This is a genomic window from [Clostridium] symbiosum ATCC 14940 (genome assembly GCF_000466485.1).
In the GTDB taxonomy this organism is placed as follows: Bacteria; Bacillota; Clostridia; order Lachnospirales; family Lachnospiraceae; genus Otoolea; species Otoolea symbiosa.
Genome location: NZ_KE992850.1, coordinates 42,507 through 64,383, shown reverse-complemented (window position 1 = coordinate 64,383; position 21,877 = coordinate 42,507). Strand labels below are relative to the sequence as shown.

Genomic DNA, 21,877 nt, shown 5'->3' with positions numbered 1-21,877 from the left:
CGTCCTCACCTGCTTAACTAAATCTCCATATGTTATAGCAACAGCTCCCCGTCTGAGCTGTTACCGTTTAATAAATCTTTAATAAAAAACACAGCCTCCTGATGTATACAGGCAGGCCGGTTTATGCTACAATAAGAAGAATCGGTGTAATGCCCCATAAATGGAAATCATTACTAACCGGGATACAAGGGAGAGAACAAACAGAAATGAGCAGAGCGAAAAACTTCTGGATCCTGCTGCTGTTTTTACTGACAGGAATTGTACTTGGCGGATTTATCGGGAACCTGGCTTCCGATATACCGTGGCTGACCTGGCTGAATTTCGGAGAAACCTTTGGACTGACCGAGCCGGTTGTCCTCAATTTCGGAATTCTTGTTATTACCTTCGGTCTTACAATCAGAATCACGATGGCGAGTATTGTCGGAGTGATTATTGCAGTCATTACATATCGTCTGGTCTGAAGCTGAGACAGCGCGCGGCTGAAAGCAAACTGTTTCATTGATGGCGGTGGCCTGTGCGCGGAGCGTGCGGATTATCGTTCCATATCCTTACACTGTACTTGGAGAGGCACGGTGAGGAGGAGTAGTGAAAAGACGTACGATGAAAGAACTGCCCTATTCGGACAGACCTTATGAAAAATGTCTGGCATCGGGGCCGGAGAGCCTGACGGATGCCGAGCTTTTGTCGGTTATTTTAAGAACCGGCGCAAGAGGTGAAAGTTCTCTGGAGCTTTCAAAACAAATTCTGGAACTCAGCTATCCCGCAGGGATTCTGGGACTTCTTCATCTTTCCCTGCCAGAACTGATGGCAGTCAGGGGGATTGGCAAGGTAAAAGGAATTGAATTACTGTGTATCGGTGAATTATCCCGGCGTATCTGGAGAACACTGGTCACGGAAGAGGCGGTGGTTTTCAACGAACCGGCCGTTATTTCCGGCTTCTATATGCAGGATATGCGCCATATGGAGCAGGAAGAACTGCATCTAATGATGCTGAATACGAAAAATGTACTGATTAAGGATTCTCTGATTTTCCGGGGAACCGTCAATATGTCGGTTGCCTCTCCCAGAGAGATGTTTATCGAGGCGCTGCGCTATCACGCAGTCCATATTATCCTGGTCCACAACCATCCCAGCGGAGACCCTTCCCCCAGCAGTGAAGACAAAAAGCTGACTGTTCAGGTAAAAGAAGCGGGGGCTCTTCTTGGTATCCGGCTACTGGATCATATTATTATCGGGGATAATTCTTATTTCAGTTTTAAAGAACGGGGAATTATATAGCTATGAAGAACAGCAAATATATCCTGGCAGGGCTGTCTGTTTTCTGTGTCCTGCTGATTGCCGTAACATCCATCAACAGCAGCTTTCTTACGCCGCTGCGTACCGGTGTCGGATACTTCCTTGTACCGCTCCAGTCGGGTATGAATACCGTTGGTACAAGCCTTTACAACAATATCAGGGACTATTCCTCCCTGAAGGAGGCGCAGGCGGAGAATGCAAGGCTCACGCAGCGTATTGATCAGCTGACTGAGGAGAATAACCGGCTTCAGGCAGAACAGTTTGAGCTGGAACGCTTAAGGGAGCTTTACCAGCTTGATCAGGACTATATGCAGTATGAGAAGGTGGCGGCCCGCGTTATCGCCAAAGACTCCGGCAACTGGTTCCAGATTTTCCGGATTGACAAAGGCTCGGCCGATGGAATCAAAGTTAATATGAATGTCATGGCCGGCGGCGGACTGGTGGGAATTGTCACCGATGTGGGGGCGAATTACGCCACGGTCAGGGCCATTATCGACGACGACAGCAATGTCAGCGGAATGTCCATGCGTTCCGGGGATACCTGCAACGTATCCGGTAATCTGACCTTGTATCAGGAAGGACGTCTCGGCCTTGATCACATCAAAAAGGACTATGACATCCAGAACGGCGACAAGATTATCACATCCAATATCAGTGATATCTTTCTTCCCGGTCTTTTGATTGGCTATGCCGCCGATTTGTCCACCGATGCCAACAATGTTACGAAATCAGGTTTCATCATTCCTGTAGCGGAATTTGACAACCTGCAGGAAGTACTGGTTATCACCCAGCTGAAAAACGGGGGAGAAGAAGATGCGCAAAGTACTGATTAATATTATACTTCTGATCCTGGCATTTACGATCCAGATATGTGTGTTTCCTCAGATCGCCTTTCTGTCTTCGGCGCCGAACCTTCTTCTCATTTCCGTATTTATATGCGGGTTCATTGAGGGCAAGGAGTCCGGCATGTTTTACGGCCTGATAGCCGGGCTTTTCATGGATCTTTTTTACAGCGGTCCTTTTGGCTTTTATACCCTGTTTTACATCAATATGGGATACCTGAACGGAATCTGCACAAAGTACTATTATGAGGACTATATTACACTGCCTCTTGTGCTGAGCATCGTCAATGATCTGGCATACAATATGTATATTTATATATTCCGTTTCCTGATCAGAAACAGGCTGAATTTCGGCCATTACTTTATTAAAATCATGATTCCGGAAATCATATTTACAACCGTAACCACCCTGATTGTTTACCGTTTCTTTCTTTTTATATACCGTAAGCTGAAGGCGTGGGAGCAAAGGAGAGACAAGAATCTTGTTTGATGACCTGAAAGAATTTTTAAAAGAATTAATCAAAAAAGTGGTTACCTCCCGTCTTTTCGCCCTTTCCGCAGTCTTTTTTATTATGTTCTGTGTGCTGGTCGGCAGGCTTTTTAAGCTGCAGATCGTCGAGGGAGAAGAGTATCAGGATGCCTATATAGCCCTGGCTGAAAAAGTCATTAAGACAGACAGCACAAGGGGCAATATTTACGACAGAAACGGGAATGTGCTGGCTTACAATGAGCTTGCCAATTCCGTTACCATACAGGATATCGGAGCCTTCCGCAAGGCGAGCCAGTTCGATTCGGACTGGAACAGGATGCTTTACGAGCTGGTGTCGATTCTGAACAAACACGGTGAAACCGCCCAGGGAAGCCTAGAACTTATGATAGACCACAACGGTGAATTGGCCTATTCAACAAAGTCGGAGGCTGCCAGAAAGCGGTTTTTAAGAGATCTATACGGTAAGAAAAGCGTGGATGAACTGACCGATAAGGATGGCGATGCTCCGGCAGACGTTACGGCAGAAGAACTGTTCGATAAGCTGAAAGTACAGTACAAGCTTGATGAAACGAAGGATAAGAAGGGCAATCTCATTGAAATTCCGGATGAGGTCGCGCTTCAGATTATCAATATCCGTTACACCATGAGGTTCACTGCTTATCAGAAATACGAAACGACCACCATCGCTACCAACATCAGCGATGAGACGGTGGCTGATATACTGGAACACTCGGCGGATCTTCCGGGTGTCGATATCGAGGAATCCACAAACCGGGTATATAACGAAAGCTTGTATTTTGCACCGATTATCGGCTATACCGGAAAGGTTACCACGGAGCGTCTGGAGGAACTGAAGCAGGTGAATGACGACTATGAGTTAAACGATGTCGTTGGCAGAACCGGTATTGAGTCTTCCATGGAACTGGAGCTGAAGGGACAAAAAGGCTCCCAGACCGCTTATGTGGATAATGTGGGAAGAATACTGACGATAACAGATGAGGTACAGCCCGTGGCGGGCAATGATATCTGGCTGACTCTGGATTTAAACCTTCAGAAGGCCATCTATAACATACTGGAGAGACAGCTGGCCGGTGTTCTTCTGAAAACAATTGTCAACAAAGAGGCTGACGAAATCGTCTATACGGACTCGTCAAATATCAAGCTTCCCATTAAGGATGCCTATTTCCAGCTTATTAATAACAACGTACTCTCCCTGGAACAGTTTGCGTCGGACGAAGCCTCTGATGTGGAGCGCCAGATTAATGCAAAATATCTGAACGCCAGAGCCAGGATTGAAAACGACATACGAAGCGAGCTGTTATCCGGGAACGCCACTCTGATGCGTGATCTTTCGGAGGAGATGCAGGCGTATATGATTTATATTTATACCTACCTCTCCAGTGATGAGGCCGGAGTCATTATCAAGGATTCCATCGACACGAAAAGCGCAGAGTATCAGGCATGGAAAAACAATGCCATCAGCCTCCGGGATTATCTCTATTACGGTATTGCCAGCAACTGGATAGATACGACGAAACTGAACATCACCAGTAAGTATTCCAATGCCGACGATGTTTTCTCCGCCCTGGTGGATTATGTGTTCCAGAATCTGGCCGATGATACGGAGTTTACAAAGAAGATTTACCGCTACCTGATCAATAACAACGTGGTTTCCGGCAAAGAGCTGTGCCTCGCCCTGTATTCCCAGAATGTTCTGGCCTACGACGAGGCGGAGGTTAACCGCCTCCGTGCCAGCGGGGATGATTATGCGTTTGAATTTCTGATGAACAAAATCAGAAATATTGAGATTACACCCGCCCAGCTTGCACTCGATCCATGTACGGCCAGTTGTGTTGTCACCAATGTCAGAACAGGAGAGGTTATGGCTCTGGTCACATACCCGAGCTATGACAACAACCGGATTTCCGACCCGGAATATTTTGCCCAGCTCAATGCCGATCAGTCGCTGCCGCTGCGAAACAACGCAACCCAGACGCTGAAGGCTCCCGGTTCCACCTTTAAGCCTATCACGGCCATTGCCGGACTGGAGGAAGGGGCAATCCGGATTGATGAGACCATCAACTGTACCGGCGAATACGAGGAGGCCAATCCGCCGATCAAATGCTGGAAATATCCGGGCTTCCACGGCCCTTTGAATGTAATCGGCGGTATAGAGAATTCCTGTAACTACTTTTTCTCCGAACTGGCACACAGGCTGTCGCTGGATGCGGATGGAAATTACAATCCGGATAAAGGTTTGGAGGTACTCAGAAAATACGCCACAATGTTCGGCCTGGACCAGCCGTCCGGGATCGAAATTTATGAGGCCAATCCGGAGATTACCAACAAGGACCCGGAGCGTTCCGCCATGGGGCAGGGTACGCATAACTATGCCAACGTACAGCTGGCCCGCTATGTAACGGCGCTGGCCAACAGAGGAACGGTATTTGATTTAAGCCTGATCGACAAGGAGACCGATTCCCAGGGCAACCTGGTTAAGGATTATACGCCGGCGGTCCATGCCCAGCTCGATATCGCCCAGTCCACATGGGACGCGGTGCAGCAGGGTATGAGACAGGTTATCACAAACAGTAGTACAAAGAAAATTTTCAATAACCTGGATGTCAGCATTGCCGGTAAGACAGGTACGGCACAGGAGTCGGACAAGAGAGGAAACCATGCATTTTTCGTTTCCTTCGCGCCTTATGAGAACCCTGAAATTGCCGTCACCGTCAACATTCCGAACGGTTATTCCTCATCCAATGCCGCAATGGTGGCAAAACACGTATACCGTTACTACTACAACTATACCACACTTGATAATATCATGACCTCCGGAGCGCTGGACGCATCCAATGAGAGGATTAACGGAGACTAAGAGGTGAGTGTTTCATGCAAAGTTCCGTAGTTATCAAGGGCAGCAAGGCCGGAATGACGGTCATACTGAATCCGGATGTGCCCTTTGAGCAGCTAATAGAAGACATAGGAAAAAAATTCAGGGAGAGTTCCCGGTTCTGGGGTTCCATTCAGATGACTCTGACCCTGGAGGGGCGTACACTTACACCTTCTGAGGAATTTCAGATTGTGGATGCCATCACGGCCAATTCACAGATTGATATCCTCTGTATCCTGGATACCGATGCCAACCGCATCGCCAAATGTGAGAAGGCCCTGACCGAACGCCTGATGGAGCTTTCCTCCCAGACAGGGCAGTTCTATAAGGGCAGCCTGCAGAAAGGCGATGTGCTGGAGTCGGAGGCCAGTATCGTGATTATCGGCGATGTCTGCCACGGCGCACGCGTCATCGCGAAGGGCAATGTGATTGTACTGGGAGTGTTAAATGGTACGGTCCATGCCGGAGCTGCCGGGGGCAACGCCGTGATCGTCGCATTCGATATGGCTCCCACACAGCTTCGTATTGCCGATTACTGTACCAGGGCAGAGGAAAAAGGAAAGCGGCTCGGCCGGGGACCTATCATTATTTCAGTGGAAGAAGACAGTCTGGTTGTCCGGCCAATTAAAAAGAGTTTCTTAAATTATTTAAATTTTATTTAATACTGGAAATATTTCTGATTTTAGAGTAGAATAATAGGGTAAACTGAATACAGGAGGATGTTCAAATGAGTGAAGTCATTGTTGTTACTTCCGGAAAAGGAGGCGTCGGCAAGACAACGACTTCCGCGAATGTCGGAACAGGCCTTGCCATGCTGGGAAAGAGAGTCGTATTAATCGATACCGATATAGGGCTCAGAAACCTGGATGTGGTCATGGGACTGGAGAACCGGATTGTATATAATCTGGTGGACGTAGTGGAAGGCAATTGTCGCATGAAGCAGGCGCTTATTAGAGACAAAAGATATCCTAACCTGTTTTTACTGCCGTCGGCACAGACGAGGGACAAGTCAAGTGTCAACCCGTCGCAGATGGTAAAGTTAGTAGAGTACCTGAAAGAAGATTTTGATTACATACTATTAGATTGCCCGGCCGGTATCGAACAGGGATTTAAGAATGCCGTCGCCGGAGCAGACAGAGCACTTGTCGTCACCACGCCGGAGGTATCCGCCATCCGCGATGCAGACCGTATCATCGGCCTTCTGGAAGCCGATGCCACCAAACGTATTGAACTGATCATCAACAGGATACGAATGGATATGGTACACCGCGGAGACATGATGTCGGTCGATGATGTGATGGATATCTTGTCCATCCCTGTCATCGGAACCGTGCCGGATGATGAGGACATCGTCATTTCCACCAATCAGGGTGAGCCTCTGGTGGGAATGAACGGATATGCCGGTCAGGCCTATCTGAACATTTGCAAAAGAATACTTGGTGAGTCGGTACCGTTTATGAATCTGGAAAACAGCCGGAATATATGGTCCAGAATAACCTGTCTGCTTAAGCGGGCTTAAGGGAGGGACTGTATGATGCATTTAGTGGAGCTGTTTGGCCGGAAGAATTCAGGCGAAATCGCAAGGCAGCGCCTAAAACTATTGCTGGTTTCTGATCGGGCAGGCTGCTCGCCGGAACTGCTGGAGATGATACGCAGTGACTTTATCCACGCCGTCTCCAGGTATATGGAAGTGGATACAAACGATCTCACCGTATGCGTCATCAGGAGTTCAACTGATGAATACAAGGGAAAAGTACCTGCGCTGTATGCCAGCATACCGATTCGCGACTTACAGAATAAGGGGCCATTTACAGCATGATATTCGATTACAACTTTAAAAATTACAATTTCCGCATAATTTTTTATATGCTGGCTCTCAGTACACTCGGTGTTCTCGTGGTTGCCAGCGCCAGCGGACAGGACCGGGCGACTGTACTCAAGCAGATCGTCGGGGTAGCGATAGCACTGGTCATATGCATCGTCGTTTCCCTGATTGATTATCACAAGTATTTTAAATTCAGCTCCATTATATATGTGGGCTGCGTTTCCCTGCTGCTTGCCGTACTGTTAATCGGAAAAAATACAAAAGGAGCAACCAGATGGCTGCGAATCGGCGGTATACAGATCCAGCCCTCTGAGTTTGTGAAAATAGGGCTTATTGTGATCCTTTCCTGGTTTCTGTCAAAGAATCAGGAAAGGATCAATGCGCCGTCCGTTGTCGGAACGGCAGCGCTGATGTGCGCCGTTCCTCTCGGAATGGTCTATATGCAGCCGAACCTGTCCACCACCATCGTTATTGCTTTTACGCTTGTCTGCATTGTGTATGCCGCAGGGCTCAGTTATAAATGGATTGTGGGAGTACTGGCTGCCGGAATCCCGCTTACGGGACTCTGTCTCTACCTGGCCCTGTTTGATATGGTACCGTTCCTTAAGAAGTATCAGGCACAGCGGATTCTGGCGAAAATATTTCACAGTGACAGCCAGTATGCCGATTTAAACCGGCAGCAGGATAATTCCATTATGGCCATCGGCTCAGGACAACTAAATGGCAAGGGGTTATTTAACAATACCCTGAGTTCTGTCAAAAACGGAAATTTCCTCTCAGAGGAACAGACCGATTTCATCTTTGCGGTAATCGGGGAGGAACTGGGCTTCATCCGCAGTGTCATAGTGATTCTTGTCTATGCTCTGTTGGTTTATGAGTGTCTTTACATTGCCAGCCGTGCCAAAGATACGGCAGGCAGACTTATTTGTACCGGTATGGCGGCTCTGCTTGCTTTTCAGAGCTTCGCCAACATAGCTGTGGCAACGGGAATATTCCCCAATACGGGACTGCCGCTGCCGTTTATCAGCTCCGGTATCAGTTCACTTCTCAGCATGTTTATCGGTATGGGAATTGTCTTAAATATTGGACTTCAAAGAAAAAGCAGCAATCATTAAGGAGGCAGGTTATCGATGAATATAGGATTAATCGCACACGATTCAAAGAAAAAACTGATGCAGAACTTCTGCATCGCTTACAAAGGGATTTTAGCCAAGCATTCTCTTTATGCGACAGGCACGACGGGCAGGCTGATAGAAGAGGTTACAAACCTGTCCATACACAAATATCTTCCCGGTCATCTGGGAGGATCTACTCAGCTTGGTTCACAGATCGAGCATAATTCCATTGATCTCACCATATTTTTAAGGGATCCGCTGTCACCAAAGTCACATGAACCGGATGCTGATATTGTTATCCGTCTTTGCGATGTACACAATATTCCTCTGGCCACCAACCTAGCCACGGCTGAGCTCCTGATCAAGTCTCTGGATCGCGGCGATATGGAGTGGCGCGAGATGTATAAATAGAGGTGCGCCATTGAAACGTATAATAATACAGAGCTCCGTTCTGCTTGCGGCAGCAGCGCTTTCACTTTCAGCCTGCGGTAAAAAAGGCGGGCTGGAGGAAGCTTATTCATATGAAGACCGATCACAGCTAATGTCCACACATGGGGGCAGTGAGCTGGCTCCTCTTTTCGCGGAGGATCTGTGCGTCGTCACAGACAGTCAGGACGGGGATACATCCATGAATGCGGAGGCCGGAGCTCTCTTTAATGTTACAGACCGCTCTGTTGTCTACAGTAAGAATGCATTCGAACGGCTGTATCCGGCCAGCACTACCAAAGTTATGACTGCCATCATCGCCCTGGAAGAGGGGAATCTCTCGGATCAGGTGACGGTGACAGAGGATGCGGTTATAACCGAGGCAGGCGCTACCCTCTGCGGAATCAAGCCGGGAGACGTGATTACAATGCAGGATCTTCTTTACGGCCTTATGATGCCGTCGGGTAATGATGCGGCGAACGCCATTGCCGTACATATGTATGGTAGCATTGACGCGTTTGCAGACAGAATGAATGTCAGGGCCAGGGAACTGGGCGCCACAGGGACCCACTTTATGAACCCCAGCGGGCTTACTGACGAGAACCATTATACTACCGCTTATGATCTCTATCTGATGTTCAATGAAGCGATGAAGCTCCCGCTTTTCAGAGAGATAATCGCTGAAGATTCTTACACAGCTAATTATCAGAACGGCGCCGGGGAAGCCGTATCGAAAACCTGGACTGTGGGGAACTGGTATCAGAAAGGAGAGCGTGAAACACCGGCCGGAGTCAGCGTCCTCGGCGGAAAAACCGGAACGACTCAGGCTGCAGGATATTGCCTGATTATGGCCTCTAACGACAGCCAGGATAAAGAGTATATTTCCGTTGTCCTTAAATCAGACAGTCGTCCTTCCCTCTATGATAATATGACAAATATAATTTCTAAAATTGTCAATTAGTGATTGCGCTTTTTATGAATTTATACTATAATTATTTATAGATTAAATGACTTTTTATACAACTTAAATAAAAAATCCAAGGAGGAGATTGTTATGGTTCAGATTATTGCGGGAAATAAGGGTAAAGGAAAGACTAAGTATTTACTGGACATGGCGAATACAGCAGTAAAAGAATCCAAGGGTTCGATAGTTTATCTTGACAAAAGTGCAAAGCATATGTACGAGCTGAATAATAAGATTCGTCTCATCAACGTACAGGAATATCCGATTACTTCCAGTGAAGGATTTATAGGTTTTCTTTGCGGAATCATCTGTCAGGATCATGATCTGGAACAGATGTATTTAGACAGCTTCCTCAAGCTGTCCTGCCTGGAGGGCGAGGATATCGAAGCGACCTACCGGACGCTGGAGACTATCAGTGAAAAATATCATATTACATTTGTTCTCAGCATTTCCATGGACGCAGATACGTTACCTGAGATTGCAAGACCAAATGTGGTTGTTTCGTTATAAATGGGTAACTTACAGTACCTTCATACGTTACCGCTTCGCGATGCGCAAAAACAGCGGAAAACTGTTTCGTGCCGTATGAGCAGTTACATTAATGGTACATAACTTACAGAAGAAAGAGTGCTGCGGCCGCGGCGCTCTTTCTTTTGCTTGAATTTTTTGACAATTACTCTTATAATACAAAGGAAAGGAGAACGGCATTACATCATGGCTAAAAACAAAAAAGTTATCCGCTATAAAAAACCACTGAACATAAACGTTGGCATGATTATTTTTGCCATGATATTCGTTTATCTTTCCTTCAGTGTTTACACGTATATCCGCCGCGATAAGATACAGTTCTATGAAGTGGTCGAGGGCAGTATCGTAAATGACAAGAGCCACACAGGGATTATTCTGAGAGAGGAGACTGTCAGACAGGCCGACAGGACAGGCTTTGTCAATTATTACATAAGGGAAGGCAAACGCGCCGCTGCGGGTGCCCGTGTTTATTCATTGGATGAAACAGGACAGCTGGGCAAATTTCTGGAGGAGAACCAGGAAAACGCCGCCCCTCTCTCCGATGAAAATCTCTCCGAACTGAAGAAGCAGCTCAGCTCCTTCTGCCTCTCTTACAGCGACAGCCGCTTCGGAGCTATTTATGATGAGAAATATTCACTCCAGGCCTCCGTGGCGGAGTATATGAACTTCAACGCACTTGACGGTATGGACGAGCTATTAAAGGAACGGGGGATTAATTACCAGCAGGTTTATGCGGATCAGCCCGGTATTGTTTCTTATGCGATAGATTCCTATGAAGGGATGACCGCCTCCGATATCTCCGAGGCATCCTTTGACCGCACACTCTATAAACGCTCCTTTGGCAAAGCGGGAGATTTAATCGAGAACGGCACGCCGGTTTACAAACTGATCACCTCAGAGAACTGGTCCGTTGTGTTTCCTCTCAGCGAAGAGGATCAGACGGCCTATGCAGACAGAGAGACGCTACAAATCAAGCCGGCAAGCACGGATTTCTCGATGCGGGGTTCCTACAGCCAGATCACGGGAAGCGACGGAAAGCTTTACGGCAAAGTAGATTTTGATAAGTTTATGGTACAGTTTGCTTCCGACCGGTTTATCGATTTTGAAATCGTGTCAGATGAGGCAGCCGGTCTCAAGATCCCTGTTTCATCCGTAACATCAAAAGAGTTTTTTACGGTTCCGGTCGATTATCTGACTCAGGGCGGAGACGCCACCATGTCGGAGTCCGGCTTCTTAAAGGAAGTCTATTCGGAATCCGGAGAATCCTCCATTGTATTTACACCGGCCGATATATATAATTCCACGGAAGAATATTATTATGTGGATAAAAGCGATTCCGGACCGTTTAAGAGCGGAGATTATATTGTAAAGCCGGATTCCAGTGAGCGTTATCAGATTGGTCCTGTCGCAACGCTTAAGGGAGTCTACAATATTAACAAGGGCTATGCCGTGTTCCGTCTCATATCGGAGCTGACGAATAACGGTGAATATTACATAATAGAAAAAGGGACAAAATATGGTCTTTCCGTGTATGATCACATCGTGCTTAACGCCTCTACGGTAACGGAAGGACAGATTATATACCAATAACGCTGGGAAAGGTGTGTCAGAATGATCAGAGAAAATTTAAATGATGTAAAAGAAAATATTGTTTCGGCCTGCCGGGCTTCAAACCGGCAGCCTCAGGATGTAACGCTGATAGCTGTCAGTAAAACAAAACCGGTGGAACTTCTCAGGGAGGCATATGATGCCGGCGTCCGTGACTTCGGTGAAAATAAGGTTCAGGAGATTCTTGAAAAGGCGCCCGCACTTCCGGATGACATCCGCTGGCATATGATCGGACATCTGCAAAAGAACAAGGTACGCCAGGTCATCGATAAAACAGTCCTGATCCACTCCGTTGATACAGTGGCTCTGGCTGAACAGATTGAAAAAGAGGCGGCAAAAAAAAACATTGATGTCGACATCCTTCTGGAGGTCAATATCGGGGAAGAGGAAAGCAAGTATGGGTTCAGGGCCGGCGAAGTTCTGGAGGCAGTTACCATTATTTCCAAATTCTCCCATGTACACATAAAGGGACTGATGACAATTGCTCCATTTGTTGAAAATTCTGAAGAAAATCGCGATATTTTTCTAAAATTATATCAATTAAATGTTGACATAAAAAGCAAAAACATCGATAATGTTAATATGGCTGTGCTCTCGATGGGAATGACCGGTGATTATATGACAGCAATAGAAGAGGGCGCAACCATGATTAGAGTCGGTACCGGAATCTTTGGTGCCAGGACAAAGATGGGAGAGAATTTAGTATGAGTATTCTGAACAAACTAATGGATACAATGCGTTTAACAGAAGAAGACGATGAAGACTACTTCATCGATGACGACTATGAAGATGAGAAACCTGCCAAAAAGCGGTTATTTAATAAAAAAGAAGAAGAAGACTATGACTATGATGAGGAACCGGAGCCAAAGCCCCGTTTTCTTTCACGTTCCTCAAGCAAAGTAGTCCCTATGAGGAGGGGGATGGAAGTGACTCTAATAAAACCTACCTCCATGGAGGATTCCAGGGAGATTTGCGATTATCTGCTGGCAGGAAAAGCTGTCGTCATGAACATGGAGGGCATCCATATGGAAGTGGCGCAGAGAATTATTGATTTTGCATCAGGCGCCACGTATTCGATGAACGGAAACCTGCAGAAGATTTCCAATTACATATTTATTGCAACACCAGAAACCGTAGAATTATCCGGCGATTTCCCGGAGCTTTTAGCTGACGGCTCTTTGAATATTTCCGGAATGAACCTTCACTTTTAACATTATTATGCAGGATAAAGACGAACAATTACTGAAAAAGCGTATATCGGAGCTGGCGGCGCTCTGCTATCAGCGTGATATACGGTCATATACCGATTTTCTGACGTTAAATGAACAGACAATTTTCCATTCCATGAAACGTACGCTTCCTCCTGTCACCTGGCTGATGGGCGGAGGTTATGAGACTGCCGAACGGAAAATTGTTTGTTTTCTGCCGTCTTATGAGGATGAAACAGCCGATTTACCAATCAGTATACTGGAAGCCGTTCCGGCCAGTCCACGCTTTGCAGAGGCTCTGACACACCGGGATTTTCTGGGGGCCATTATGAACCTTGGAATATCGCGAAGCTGTATTGGTGATATTCTGATGAATGAAAACGGCTGTTTTATTTTTTGTCTGGAGAAGATGGCTCCCTTTTTAATCCAGGAGCTTAAGATGGTGCGCCACACCCAGGTCAGCTGCCGGCCCGCCACGCAGGCCCCGGCGGCCGCTCCGAACTGCGAGACGGTGAGCGGAAGCGTGGCATCTCCGCGTCTGGACAGCGTGATTTCCCTCGTTTTTAAGACGTCCCGGTCAAAGACCCTCCCATTTATTGAGGGGGAGCGGGTATTTATAGACGGCCGCCTGTGCATCTCTCCCGGCCGGCAGTTAAAGGAGGGAGAGATTATATCGGTCCGCGGCCTCGGCAAGTTCCGCTATACCGGCGCCGGAAATCAGACAAAGAAAGGGCGCCTTTTCGTCAATGCCGAAAAATATATATAGTCCGCAAATACATGCCGAAAGTTACGATTCGTTTTCGCGCCGTTAAACTCGGGATTTTCACTCAAAATACGAGTGAAAACACCTCTCGGAATAGCGGCTGTAACAGTAACTGCCCAAATACGGATAAGGAGAAACGATTATGAATGGCAAAAATACATCTGAGAATACTACAGACAGACTTACCGTGCATTTGAACGGCGAGCCTGTATACGATATTGTTATGACACAAGATTTTAACGGCCTGCAGGAGGAGGTACGCAAACATGTCTCTGCTTCCGGTAAACTCTGCATTGTCACCGACTCTACAGTGTCGGAGCTTTACCTGAGGGAAGTGGCCGAAATCCTGTCATCCTGCTGCAGCAGCGTGATTTCTTATGTTTTTCCGGCGGGAGAGGCGCATAAAAATCTGTCTACTGTCCAAAAGCTCTATGAACGGCTGATTCTGGAGCGCTTTGACAGGAGTGATATGCTGGTAGCCCTCGGGGGCGGGGTCGTGGGCGATCTCTGCGGCTTTGCCGCCGCCACCTATCTGCGCGGAATTTCTTTTATCCAGATTCCAACCACCCTGCTCTCCCAGGTGGACAGCAGTATCGGCGGAAAAACAGGCGTTGATTTCGACTCTTACAAAAATATGGTCGGCGCTTTCCATATGCCGAAACTCGTTTATACGAATATCAGAACCCTTTTAACCCTGCCGGACAACGAGTTTGCCGCAGGGCTGGGCGAAGTGATCAAGCATGGCCTGATACGGAACAGGGAATACTATGACTGGCTGCTTTCACATGCCGGTGAAATTGAAACCAGGGATCTCACTGTCCTGAGACAGACCGTCGCCGGAAGCAATTTGATTAAAAGAAAAGTTGTGGAAACGGATCCGACGGAAAAGGGAGACAGGATGCTCCTGAATTTTGGACATACCCTGGGCCATGCCATCGAAAAACTCAAAAATTTTGAACTGCTTCACGGCGAATGTGTCGCCCTCGGAGCGCTTGCCGCCATGCGTCTGTCCGAGAGCAGAGGTATGATTACAGAAGCGGAAACTGAGCGTTTTAAAGAGGCATTAATGCGATTTCATATTGCGGTGCGTGTTTCCGGCCTGACGGCCGGCGATATTATCGAGGCGACAAAGAATGATAAGAAGATGGAATCCGGAGTGATTAACTTCATCCTTTTAAAAAGCGTAGGCTGTGCCTATGTGGATCGGACCGTCACGGACGGTGAGATGGAGGAAGCGCTTAAGTTCATCCTGACACAGGAGGAATTCAATGAATAAAAAAATACAGCAGTTTCTGTTTTTTCTCGCCGGTCTCGTTGTCAGCATCGGCTTCGACCAGTGGACAAAGTATCTGGCAGTCGTAAAATTAAAAGGAAAGCAGCCGTTTGTAATCTGGGATGGTGTCTTTGAACTGTATTACTCGGAAAACCGCGGGGCTGCATTTGGAATGATGCAGGGCAAACAGGGATTTTTCTTTCTGATCGCCATTGCCGTCATAGCTGTTGTGGTATTTCTCCTGTTTCGCATGCCGTCTGATAAAAAATATCTGCCGTTTACCGGATGTCTGTTCCTGCTCGTCTCCGGCGCCGCAGGCAATATGATCGACCGGGTGGCGAACGGCTATGTGGTGGATTTTTTATATTTCAAATTAATAGATTTTCCGATTTTTAATGTGGCAGACTGTTACGTAGTGATATCCACGCTGCTTTTGATTCTCCTTTTCTTTTTCGTTTATTCCGACGAGGAACTGGAATTTCTTTCATTCGGAAGACAGAAGAATAAAAAATCGGAGAATGGAGAATAACAGGAAAAGGAGAATGCAGTTTGAAACAGGAATACATTGTTCCGGAAGAAAGCTCCGGCCTGCGAATTGACAAATTTCTGACTGAAAGCTGTCCCAATTATACGCGTTCCTTTCTCCAGAAGCTCTTAAAATCAGAGCTGGTGGAGGTGAATGGAAAACCGGTAAAAAGCAGCTACAAAACAGCGGCCGGCGATACGGTCACTTTCGAGGTGCCGGAAGCTGTGGAAGCGAAGATTACGGCGCAGGAGATGCCCCTTGATATCCTCTATGAGGATGAGGATGTGATTCTGATCAATAAGCCCAAAGGCATGGTAGTTCATCCTGCCGCCGGACACTATGAAGGAACTCTTGTGAACGGCCTGATGCATCATTGCCGGGAGCAGCTTTCCGGTATCAACGGCGTCATGCGCCCCGGCATTGTCCACCGGATCGATATGGATACTACAGGAGTCCTTATCGTATGCAAGAACGACCTGGCCCATAATTCCATTGCGGAGCAGTTAAAGGTTCATTCTATCACAAGGAAATATTATGCCGTGGTATTCGGCAGTCTCAAAGACGATGAAGGGACAATTCGCGCTCCTATCGGACGTCATCCGAATGACCGGAAAAAGATGAGCATCAACAGTAAAAACGGCAAGGACGCCGTCACCCATTATAAAGTGCTGGAACGTTTTCACGGATATACACTCGTGGAGTGCAGGCTCGAAACAGGACGCACGCACCAGATCCGGGTTCACATGGCAAGCATCGGACATCCGCTTCTGGGCGATCAGGTATATGGCCCGGCGAAACAGCCCTTCCGTTTACAGGGGCAGACCCTGCATGCCGGAGTTCTCGGTTTCCTCCATCCGCGCACAGGAGAGTATATGGAGTTTTCAGCGCCGCTGCCAAAATATTTTGAGGAACTGCTTGAGAAACTGCGCCGCTTAACTTGAAACATCCGCAATACAGCCCGCCGCTTTTTGGCGGGGGTAAAGAGTAACATTTCTGGAGGGTACAAATGAATATTTTTGATATACTGGGTCCGGTTATGGTCGGCCCGTCAAGCTCCCATACAGCCGGTGCGGTGCGTATCGGGCTGGCGGCGCGCAAGCTTTTGGGAGAACCGCCGGTCAAAGCCGCCATCACTCTGTCAGGTTCTTTTTCTTCCACCGGAGCCGGCCATGGAACGGACAGGGCGATTGTCGCCGGGCTTCTTAACATGGAGCCGGATGATATGAAAATTCCTGAAAGCTTCAGGGAGGCTGAAAAAGCTGGGCTTGAATTCGGTTTTATTCATGACACAATCGGCGGAGCGCATCCAAACACGGCTCTTCTCGACATTTTGTCCGCGTCTGGCCGGAGGATCCGGATGCAGGCGTCCTCGCTCGGAGGCGGCCGTATCATGATTAACAAACTGGACGGTGTGGAAATCAACGTAACCGGAGAGCGTCCGGTGCTGATTATCCACAATATCGATAAGCCCGGCTACGTATCCGAGGTTACGTCTCTGATGGCCTCCGGCTCGGTCAATATCGCAACCATGACGCTCCACCGCAGCAAAAGGGGCGGTGATGCCGTGATGGTGATTGAGACGGATCAGAATATCCCGGTTGAGGCTGTGAGGCAACTTGAAGCCGTTAAGGGCATCTTTAAGGTTACCTGCCTGAATCTGTAGCTATTTTGTAACTGTTCATCTTATCGGAACGGATACGATATTGTATCCCAAACGTTACTATTCACGGCCTGTATCCCGCGAGGTGCTTTCGTGCGTATTTTGCGCGAAAATCACGAGTTACACGGAGCGAAGCTGTGAGTAGTAACCCCTAAACCATAACGGCACTGAAGCATGCCGTTTATTCTAATTTTCGGAGGTTCAAATCATATGGCATATAAATCACTTGATTCCATTGTGCAGTACTGCGCCGAACACGGAGCAGCTTTTGATGAAGCCGTGCTCGAGGACGATATGCAGGAGAGGGACGTCACCAGAGAGGACTCCTTAAGCAGTATGAAGTCCATGTGGCAGGCCATGAAGGAAGCGGCCTCTTCCTATGATCCGTCCCTCAAATCGGCAAGCGGCCTGTCCGGGGGGCAGGGTGCGCTGATGTCGGCTTATATGGAGCAGGGGGATACTCTGTGCGGACCATTCATTAATTCCGTCATCAGAGCGGCACTTCAGATGGGGGAATCGAATGCCTGTATGAAACGGATTGTGGCAGCCCCGACTGCTGGAGCCTGCGGAGTGCTTCCGGCCGTCCTGATTCCCGGCTGTGCCGAGTTTGGTTTTGAGGATGAAAAAATGATACGCTCCCTCTATGTTGCCGCCGGGATCGGACAGGTCATAGCGGAGCGTGCGTATATTGCCGGAGCCCTGGGCGGCTGTCAGGCTGAGATAGGGAGCGCATCGGCCATGGCTGCCGGAGCCCTCGTATTTTTAAAGGGAGGCTCACCGGATATGATTTTAAATGCAGTGGCAATTGCCCTTAAAAGCCTGCTGGGCCTTGTATGCGATCCGGTTGCCGGACTCGTGGAAGTGCCCTGTATCAAACGGAACGTCCTGGGAGCCGTCAATGCGCTGACCAGCGCAGATATGGCTCTGGCTGGGATTGTCAGTTTTGTACCCGCGGATCAGGTAATCGACGCGATGAAAGAAGTGGGCGATAAAATGCACGCTTCCTTAAAGGAAACAAGTCTGGGTGGATTAGCCGCTTCAAAATCTGCACGTAATTTGCAATTTTAATAATGACTTTTCAGAATTTTTGCGTTATAATAGAGGCAAGAAGCAGAATAGTTTTACAAATTGAAAGGAGTGAGATCGATGATGGGTAATTTAGTAATTACAATCGGTCGTGAATGTGGCAGTGCAGGACGACTGATAGGACAGAAACTGGCAGCAGATCTCGGTGTGAAGTGTTATGATAAGGAGCTTTTAACTCTCGCTGCAAAGAACAGCGGTTTGTGTGAAGAACTGTTTAAAACTCATGATGAGAAGCCGACAAGCAGTTTTCTCTATTCGCTTGTTATGGATACATATTCTCTGGGATACAATACCTCCGCATATATGGATATGCCGATTAACCACAAGATCTTTCTGGCCCAGTTCGATACAATCAAGAAGCTGGCGGAGGAAGAATCCTGTGTCATCGTAGGCCGCTGCGCTGATTATGCGCTGGCTGATTATCCCAATACCGTCAGCGTCTTTATCTGCGGCGACGAGGAGGATAAAATCCGCCATCTGATGGAACGCCACAATGTGGATGAGGCAAAAGCAAAAGATATCATGATCAAAACAGACAAACGCAGGGCCAGCTATTACAATTATTACTCCAGCAAACGCTGGGGAAGCTGTAAGAGCTATGACATGTGCATCAGCAGCAGCGCCGTAGGCTATGACGGAGCAGTTGATATAATTAAGGAATTCGCCAAAAAGAAACAAGAATTTCTTAAAACAAAGAATTATAAGTAACTGATATAATAAGACCGGTATGCCTGTTTGTTTTGAACAGGCGTATTGGTCTTTTATAATGTCAATAACTTAACTAGAAAAGAGTTACCCCAATGAGAAAGTTCCATCCACTGATAACGAGAATCCTGGTTATGACTGCATCCGGGTTTCTGCTTATTTCAATTGCAGGATCCTATAAGCCGGCTGTTTCACCAGCGCCGGAACAGGCAATTCGTATTTCTCATGATAATGCGGCGGATATATCACAGTCCGGCTCGCTGCCTGTCCGGATTATGAATCTATTAAATCAATTTGCCGGTAATTCAGCCTCCTATCTCTCAGGGCTGGATTCGAAAACGGAGGAAACCTATTCTCCTTCCGTTTTTAAGTATAATCTGATGGCGCTCTATCCCGATGAGCAGGAGATATCCCCGGAGGATGAGACGGCCACGCAGCAGGAGCGCGTTATGCGCCTGCTGAATTATAACCTGAAACCATTCTACGATTTTTTCAAGCTGTCCTTTCATACAAGGGCCTCTGATTCCTACGGCGGACAGATGTATGAGTATCTGAACCGTAAAGATGCGGAATGGACATCCGAGCTTTACCGGTGGCTGCAGGCGTCGCCAGAGCAGGCCGCTAAAATGCTCCGGCATCCGGCATCCTCCGTCACCGGTAAGTACGATCCGACCAACAAAGCCCACGATCCGGCCAATCCGGCTACGTGGCTGATCCCGTCGTGGAAAAACGTCTCTTTTCAATTTTACGATGGAGACGGCAAAAGTATTTCCCTCTATTCCAACGCACAGGAAATCGCTTCCATGGCCAGCGTTTACACCTGGTTTACCGGATGGACCGATGTGGATAACTTCAAAAGCTATATTGATGAATTATGGCAGTTATCCCACGGTTACAGCGTGAAAGTCGGTGCTGTTTATTATTGCGACGGCTGTGTGGATCCGAATGATGCGGAATCAGATGACGATGCAGAGACGGAACCCGCCTTATCAGCGCCTTCAGAGACCTCCGGTGAAAGTCAGGCGGAAATTCCTTCAGATGTCTTGCCGGAAGGGCAGAATGGGGCATCTGAGACTTCACAGGAAGCGGCTGCAGCCCAGGCATCACCGTCAGAGCTGTCCGGTCCCTCCGAAGATACCGCCGCCGCGGCAGGAGAGCATGCAGTGGGCGGCCAGGACGGTGAATCCAATGCTGTTCCGGCAGCCGAGGAAACGCAGATACAGCTCAACGAAGAAGGAAAATTTTGTCCCGGCCATGTCGATTTGACCATCACGGCCCGTATTACCGGGCTTTCAGAACAGAAAAACCTTTTTACCCTGGATAAGAGAGGCCACATGAAGACAGAGGCCTGGAACGGATGGTCCGATTACGGCAAAGCCTATGTCAACCGGCTGAACAGCCAGGACTGGGCGCTTTTATATAATCTGTCCCCAATTGAACTGGCACTCGGAAAGCCGCTGACCTTTACGGAGATCAGTGAGTATCTGAAACTGCTTCCCGACGATATATCGAGGGAGAGAAAGGCAGTCATTACATACGCCCTGCAGTCTGTCGGCAAAATTCCATACTATTATGGAGGTAAGGCAAAGGTGCCGGGTTACGAGGGCAATAATTTTGCCGTTATTACCCCGCCCGACAGAAAAGGACGTATCATATCAGGACTTGACTGTTCCGGATGGGTAAACTGGGTTTACTGGTCTTCCCTTGGAAAGATCCCGACTAATCTCGGCACCAGCGGTCTGATATATGCCGGAAGGGCGGTAAGCCGGTCCGACTTAAAACCAGGCGACATTATCATAAGACTGGGGGTAAATTCCCATGTCGTCATGTTCCTGGCCTGGGCGCCGAACGGCCAGATGATATGCATCCACGAGACAGGCGGAAGCGTCAGCAACGTCACAGTCAGTGTTATGGATGCAAACTGGCCTTATTACCGTTCTTTATTAGATTAAGATAACACGCTTTGCTTTGCATCATTTTATTGTTTATGATAAAATAAGAGCAGAGTAAACGTTACTGTTAATCATATTTCATCAGAAAGAAGGTATGTTCCATGGAGAAAGATATTTTAAGCTTCGCAGTTGAAAAAACTCATGAGTTAATCGGTGCGCCAACCTGCAGCAGCGAGACAAAAGCTGCAGCCGAGGCATGGCTGAATGCGGTGGGAACAGAGCAGGAGGCAGAAGAAACCAAAAAATATATTGATGAACTTGAGGCGGATATCATGCCGATTGACAATTTGATCAGCTTTGCGGGTTCGGAGGCCGGAGCTGCGCTTTTTGGAGCCGATACCGCTGCCAATATTGCAGTTCATGCAAAGGAAATCAAAGCTGCCGGAGCGAAGTTCTGTGACTGCCCGGCCTGTGCGGCTGTTGAGGCAATTCTTGAGAAAAAAGAAGACATACTTAAATAAAGAATCAATACGTATATAAACTTCCGTGAAAAGTAACGGCAAGTAATTAAGGCAACGCAAAATATATTTTATTGAAGTGCGGAGCAATCCGGTTTCAAAGGGGTCAAAAGACCTTTTGACCCCAACATCATATCATTCGGACGGAAAGGTGTATCCTGCGTTCTTGGACTGAGCGCAGGCTATGCCTTTTTGCCGATTCAGAAGAAGGAGTAATCAGAAATGAATAGAAATCCTGATAAAAAGAATGGAGGAAATC

The 21,877-nt window shown here is 47.8% G+C and carries 24 protein-coding genes; all 24 read left to right on the top strand.

From position 1 onward, the window contains the following. Positions 1-206 precede the first annotated feature (206 nt). Positions 207-461 carry a DUF4321 domain-containing protein gene (locus CLOSYM_RS05530; RefSeq protein ID WP_003504037.1) on the top strand — a complete coding sequence of 85 codons (255 nt, stop codon included), beginning with the start codon at positions 207-209 and terminating at the stop codon, positions 459-461. A 124-nt stretch (positions 462-585) separates the two neighbouring features. After that, positions 586-1,278, top strand: coding sequence for a RadC family protein (gene radC / locus CLOSYM_RS05525; RefSeq protein ID WP_044902158.1), 693 nt, complete (start codon positions 586-588; stop codon positions 1,276-1,278). Beyond that, positions 1,275-2,129 (top strand): rod shape-determining protein MreC, encoded by an 855-nt coding sequence (gene mreC, locus CLOSYM_RS05520; protein ID WP_334291289.1) that lies wholly within the window; start codon positions 1,275-1,277, stop codon positions 2,127-2,129. Before radC ends, mreC begins: the two co-directional genes overlap by 4 nt. Beyond that, the gene (gene mreD / locus CLOSYM_RS05515; protein ID WP_021641292.1) at positions 2,110-2,628 is read left to right on the top strand and encodes a rod shape-determining protein MreD; all 519 of its coding nucleotides are present in this window, start codon (positions 2,110-2,112) and stop codon (positions 2,626-2,628) included. The genes mreC and mreD overlap by 20 nt, the downstream gene beginning before the upstream one ends. After that, positions 2,621-5,506, top strand: coding sequence for a penicillin-binding transpeptidase domain-containing protein (locus CLOSYM_RS05510; RefSeq protein ID WP_003507160.1), 2,886 nt, complete (start codon positions 2,621-2,623; stop codon positions 5,504-5,506). The genes mreD and CLOSYM_RS05510 overlap by 8 nt, the downstream gene beginning before the upstream one ends. Positions 5,507-5,520: 14 nt before the next feature. Then, complete coding sequence (locus CLOSYM_RS05505) at positions 5,521-6,183, top strand: septum site-determining protein MinC (protein ID WP_021641291.1); 663 nt, start codon at positions 5,521-5,523, stop codon at positions 6,181-6,183. Positions 6,184-6,248: 65 nt separating this feature from the next. Continuing rightward, the gene (gene minD, locus CLOSYM_RS05500) at positions 6,249-7,040 is read left to right on the top strand and encodes a septum site-determining protein MinD (protein ID WP_003504026.1); all 792 of its coding nucleotides are present in this window, start codon (positions 6,249-6,251) and stop codon (positions 7,038-7,040) included. A 12-nt stretch (positions 7,041-7,052) separates the two neighbouring features. Beyond that, a complete protein-coding gene (minE, locus tag CLOSYM_RS05495) occupies positions 7,053-7,340 on the top strand; it encodes a cell division topological specificity factor MinE (protein ID WP_003504024.1) in 288 nt (95 codons plus the stop codon). Next, positions 7,337-8,461, top strand: a complete 1,125-nt coding sequence (locus CLOSYM_RS05490; RefSeq protein WP_009298261.1) for an FtsW/RodA/SpoVE family cell cycle protein — start codon at positions 7,337-7,339, stop codon at positions 8,459-8,461. The genes minE and CLOSYM_RS05490 overlap by 4 nt, the downstream gene beginning before the upstream one ends. A 15-nt stretch (positions 8,462-8,476) precedes the next feature. Continuing rightward, positions 8,477-8,872, top strand: a complete 396-nt coding sequence (gene mgsA / locus CLOSYM_RS05485; RefSeq protein WP_003504021.1) for a methylglyoxal synthase — start codon at positions 8,477-8,479, stop codon at positions 8,870-8,872. Positions 8,873-8,882: 10 nt separating this feature from the next. Then, positions 8,883-9,848 (top strand): D-alanyl-D-alanine carboxypeptidase family protein, encoded by a 966-nt coding sequence (locus CLOSYM_RS05480; RefSeq protein WP_021641290.1) that lies wholly within the window; start codon positions 8,883-8,885, stop codon positions 9,846-9,848. A gap of 93 nt (positions 9,849-9,941) precedes the next feature. Beyond that, entirely contained in the window at positions 9,942-10,361 is a 420-nt protein-coding gene (locus CLOSYM_RS05475; protein ID WP_003504019.1) for a hypothetical protein, read from the top strand. Positions 10,362-10,565: 204 nt separating this feature from the next. After that, on the top strand, positions 10,566-11,969 hold the full coding sequence (locus tag CLOSYM_RS05470) for a biotin/lipoyl attachment domain-containing protein (protein ID WP_021641289.1): 1,404 nt from the start codon (positions 10,566-10,568) through the stop codon (positions 11,967-11,969). Between the two features lie 21 nt (positions 11,970-11,990). Continuing rightward, a complete protein-coding gene (locus CLOSYM_RS05465; RefSeq protein WP_003504017.1) occupies positions 11,991-12,695 on the top strand; it encodes a YggS family pyridoxal phosphate-dependent enzyme in 705 nt (234 codons plus the stop codon). Next, entirely contained in the window at positions 12,692-13,198 is a 507-nt protein-coding gene (locus tag CLOSYM_RS05460) for a cell division protein SepF (protein WP_003504016.1), read from the top strand. The genes CLOSYM_RS05465 and CLOSYM_RS05460 overlap by 4 nt, the downstream gene beginning before the upstream one ends. Positions 13,199-13,205: 7 nt before the next feature. Then, on the top strand, positions 13,206-13,961 hold the full coding sequence (locus tag CLOSYM_RS05455; protein WP_003507151.1) for a YlmH family RNA-binding protein: 756 nt from the start codon (positions 13,206-13,208) through the stop codon (positions 13,959-13,961). A gap of 139 nt (positions 13,962-14,100) precedes the next feature. Beyond that, complete coding sequence (aroB, locus tag CLOSYM_RS05450; RefSeq protein ID WP_021641288.1) at positions 14,101-15,234, top strand: 3-dehydroquinate synthase; 1,134 nt, start codon at positions 14,101-14,103, stop codon at positions 15,232-15,234. Continuing rightward, positions 15,227-15,760, top strand: coding sequence for a signal peptidase II (gene lspA, locus CLOSYM_RS05445; protein WP_003504008.1), 534 nt, complete (start codon positions 15,227-15,229; stop codon positions 15,758-15,760). The genes aroB and lspA overlap by 8 nt, the downstream gene beginning before the upstream one ends. 20 nt (positions 15,761-15,780) lie before the next feature. After that, a complete protein-coding gene (locus tag CLOSYM_RS05440; protein WP_021641287.1) occupies positions 15,781-16,698 on the top strand; it encodes an RluA family pseudouridine synthase in 918 nt (305 codons plus the stop codon). 65 nt (positions 16,699-16,763) lie between these two features. Further along, entirely contained in the window at positions 16,764-17,420 is a 657-nt protein-coding gene (gene sdaAB, locus CLOSYM_RS05435; protein ID WP_021641286.1) for an L-serine ammonia-lyase, iron-sulfur-dependent subunit beta, read from the top strand. Positions 17,421-17,627: 207 nt separating this feature from the next. After that, complete coding sequence (gene sdaAA / locus CLOSYM_RS05430) at positions 17,628-18,485, top strand: L-serine ammonia-lyase, iron-sulfur-dependent, subunit alpha (protein ID WP_003507144.1); 858 nt, start codon at positions 17,628-17,630, stop codon at positions 18,483-18,485. Between the two features lie 78 nt (positions 18,486-18,563). Continuing rightward, positions 18,564-19,211 (top strand): cytidylate kinase-like family protein, encoded by a 648-nt coding sequence (locus CLOSYM_RS05425; RefSeq protein WP_021641284.1) that lies wholly within the window; start codon positions 18,564-18,566, stop codon positions 19,209-19,211. 92 nt (positions 19,212-19,303) lie between these two features. Continuing rightward, positions 19,304-21,160 (top strand): C40 family peptidase, encoded by a 1,857-nt coding sequence (locus tag CLOSYM_RS05420; RefSeq protein WP_021641283.1) that lies wholly within the window; start codon positions 19,304-19,306, stop codon positions 21,158-21,160. A gap of 101 nt (positions 21,161-21,261) precedes the next feature. After that, positions 21,262-21,621, top strand: coding sequence for a hypothetical protein (locus CLOSYM_RS05415; protein ID WP_003503996.1), 360 nt, complete (start codon positions 21,262-21,264; stop codon positions 21,619-21,621). Positions 21,622-21,877: the final 256 nt, after the last annotated feature.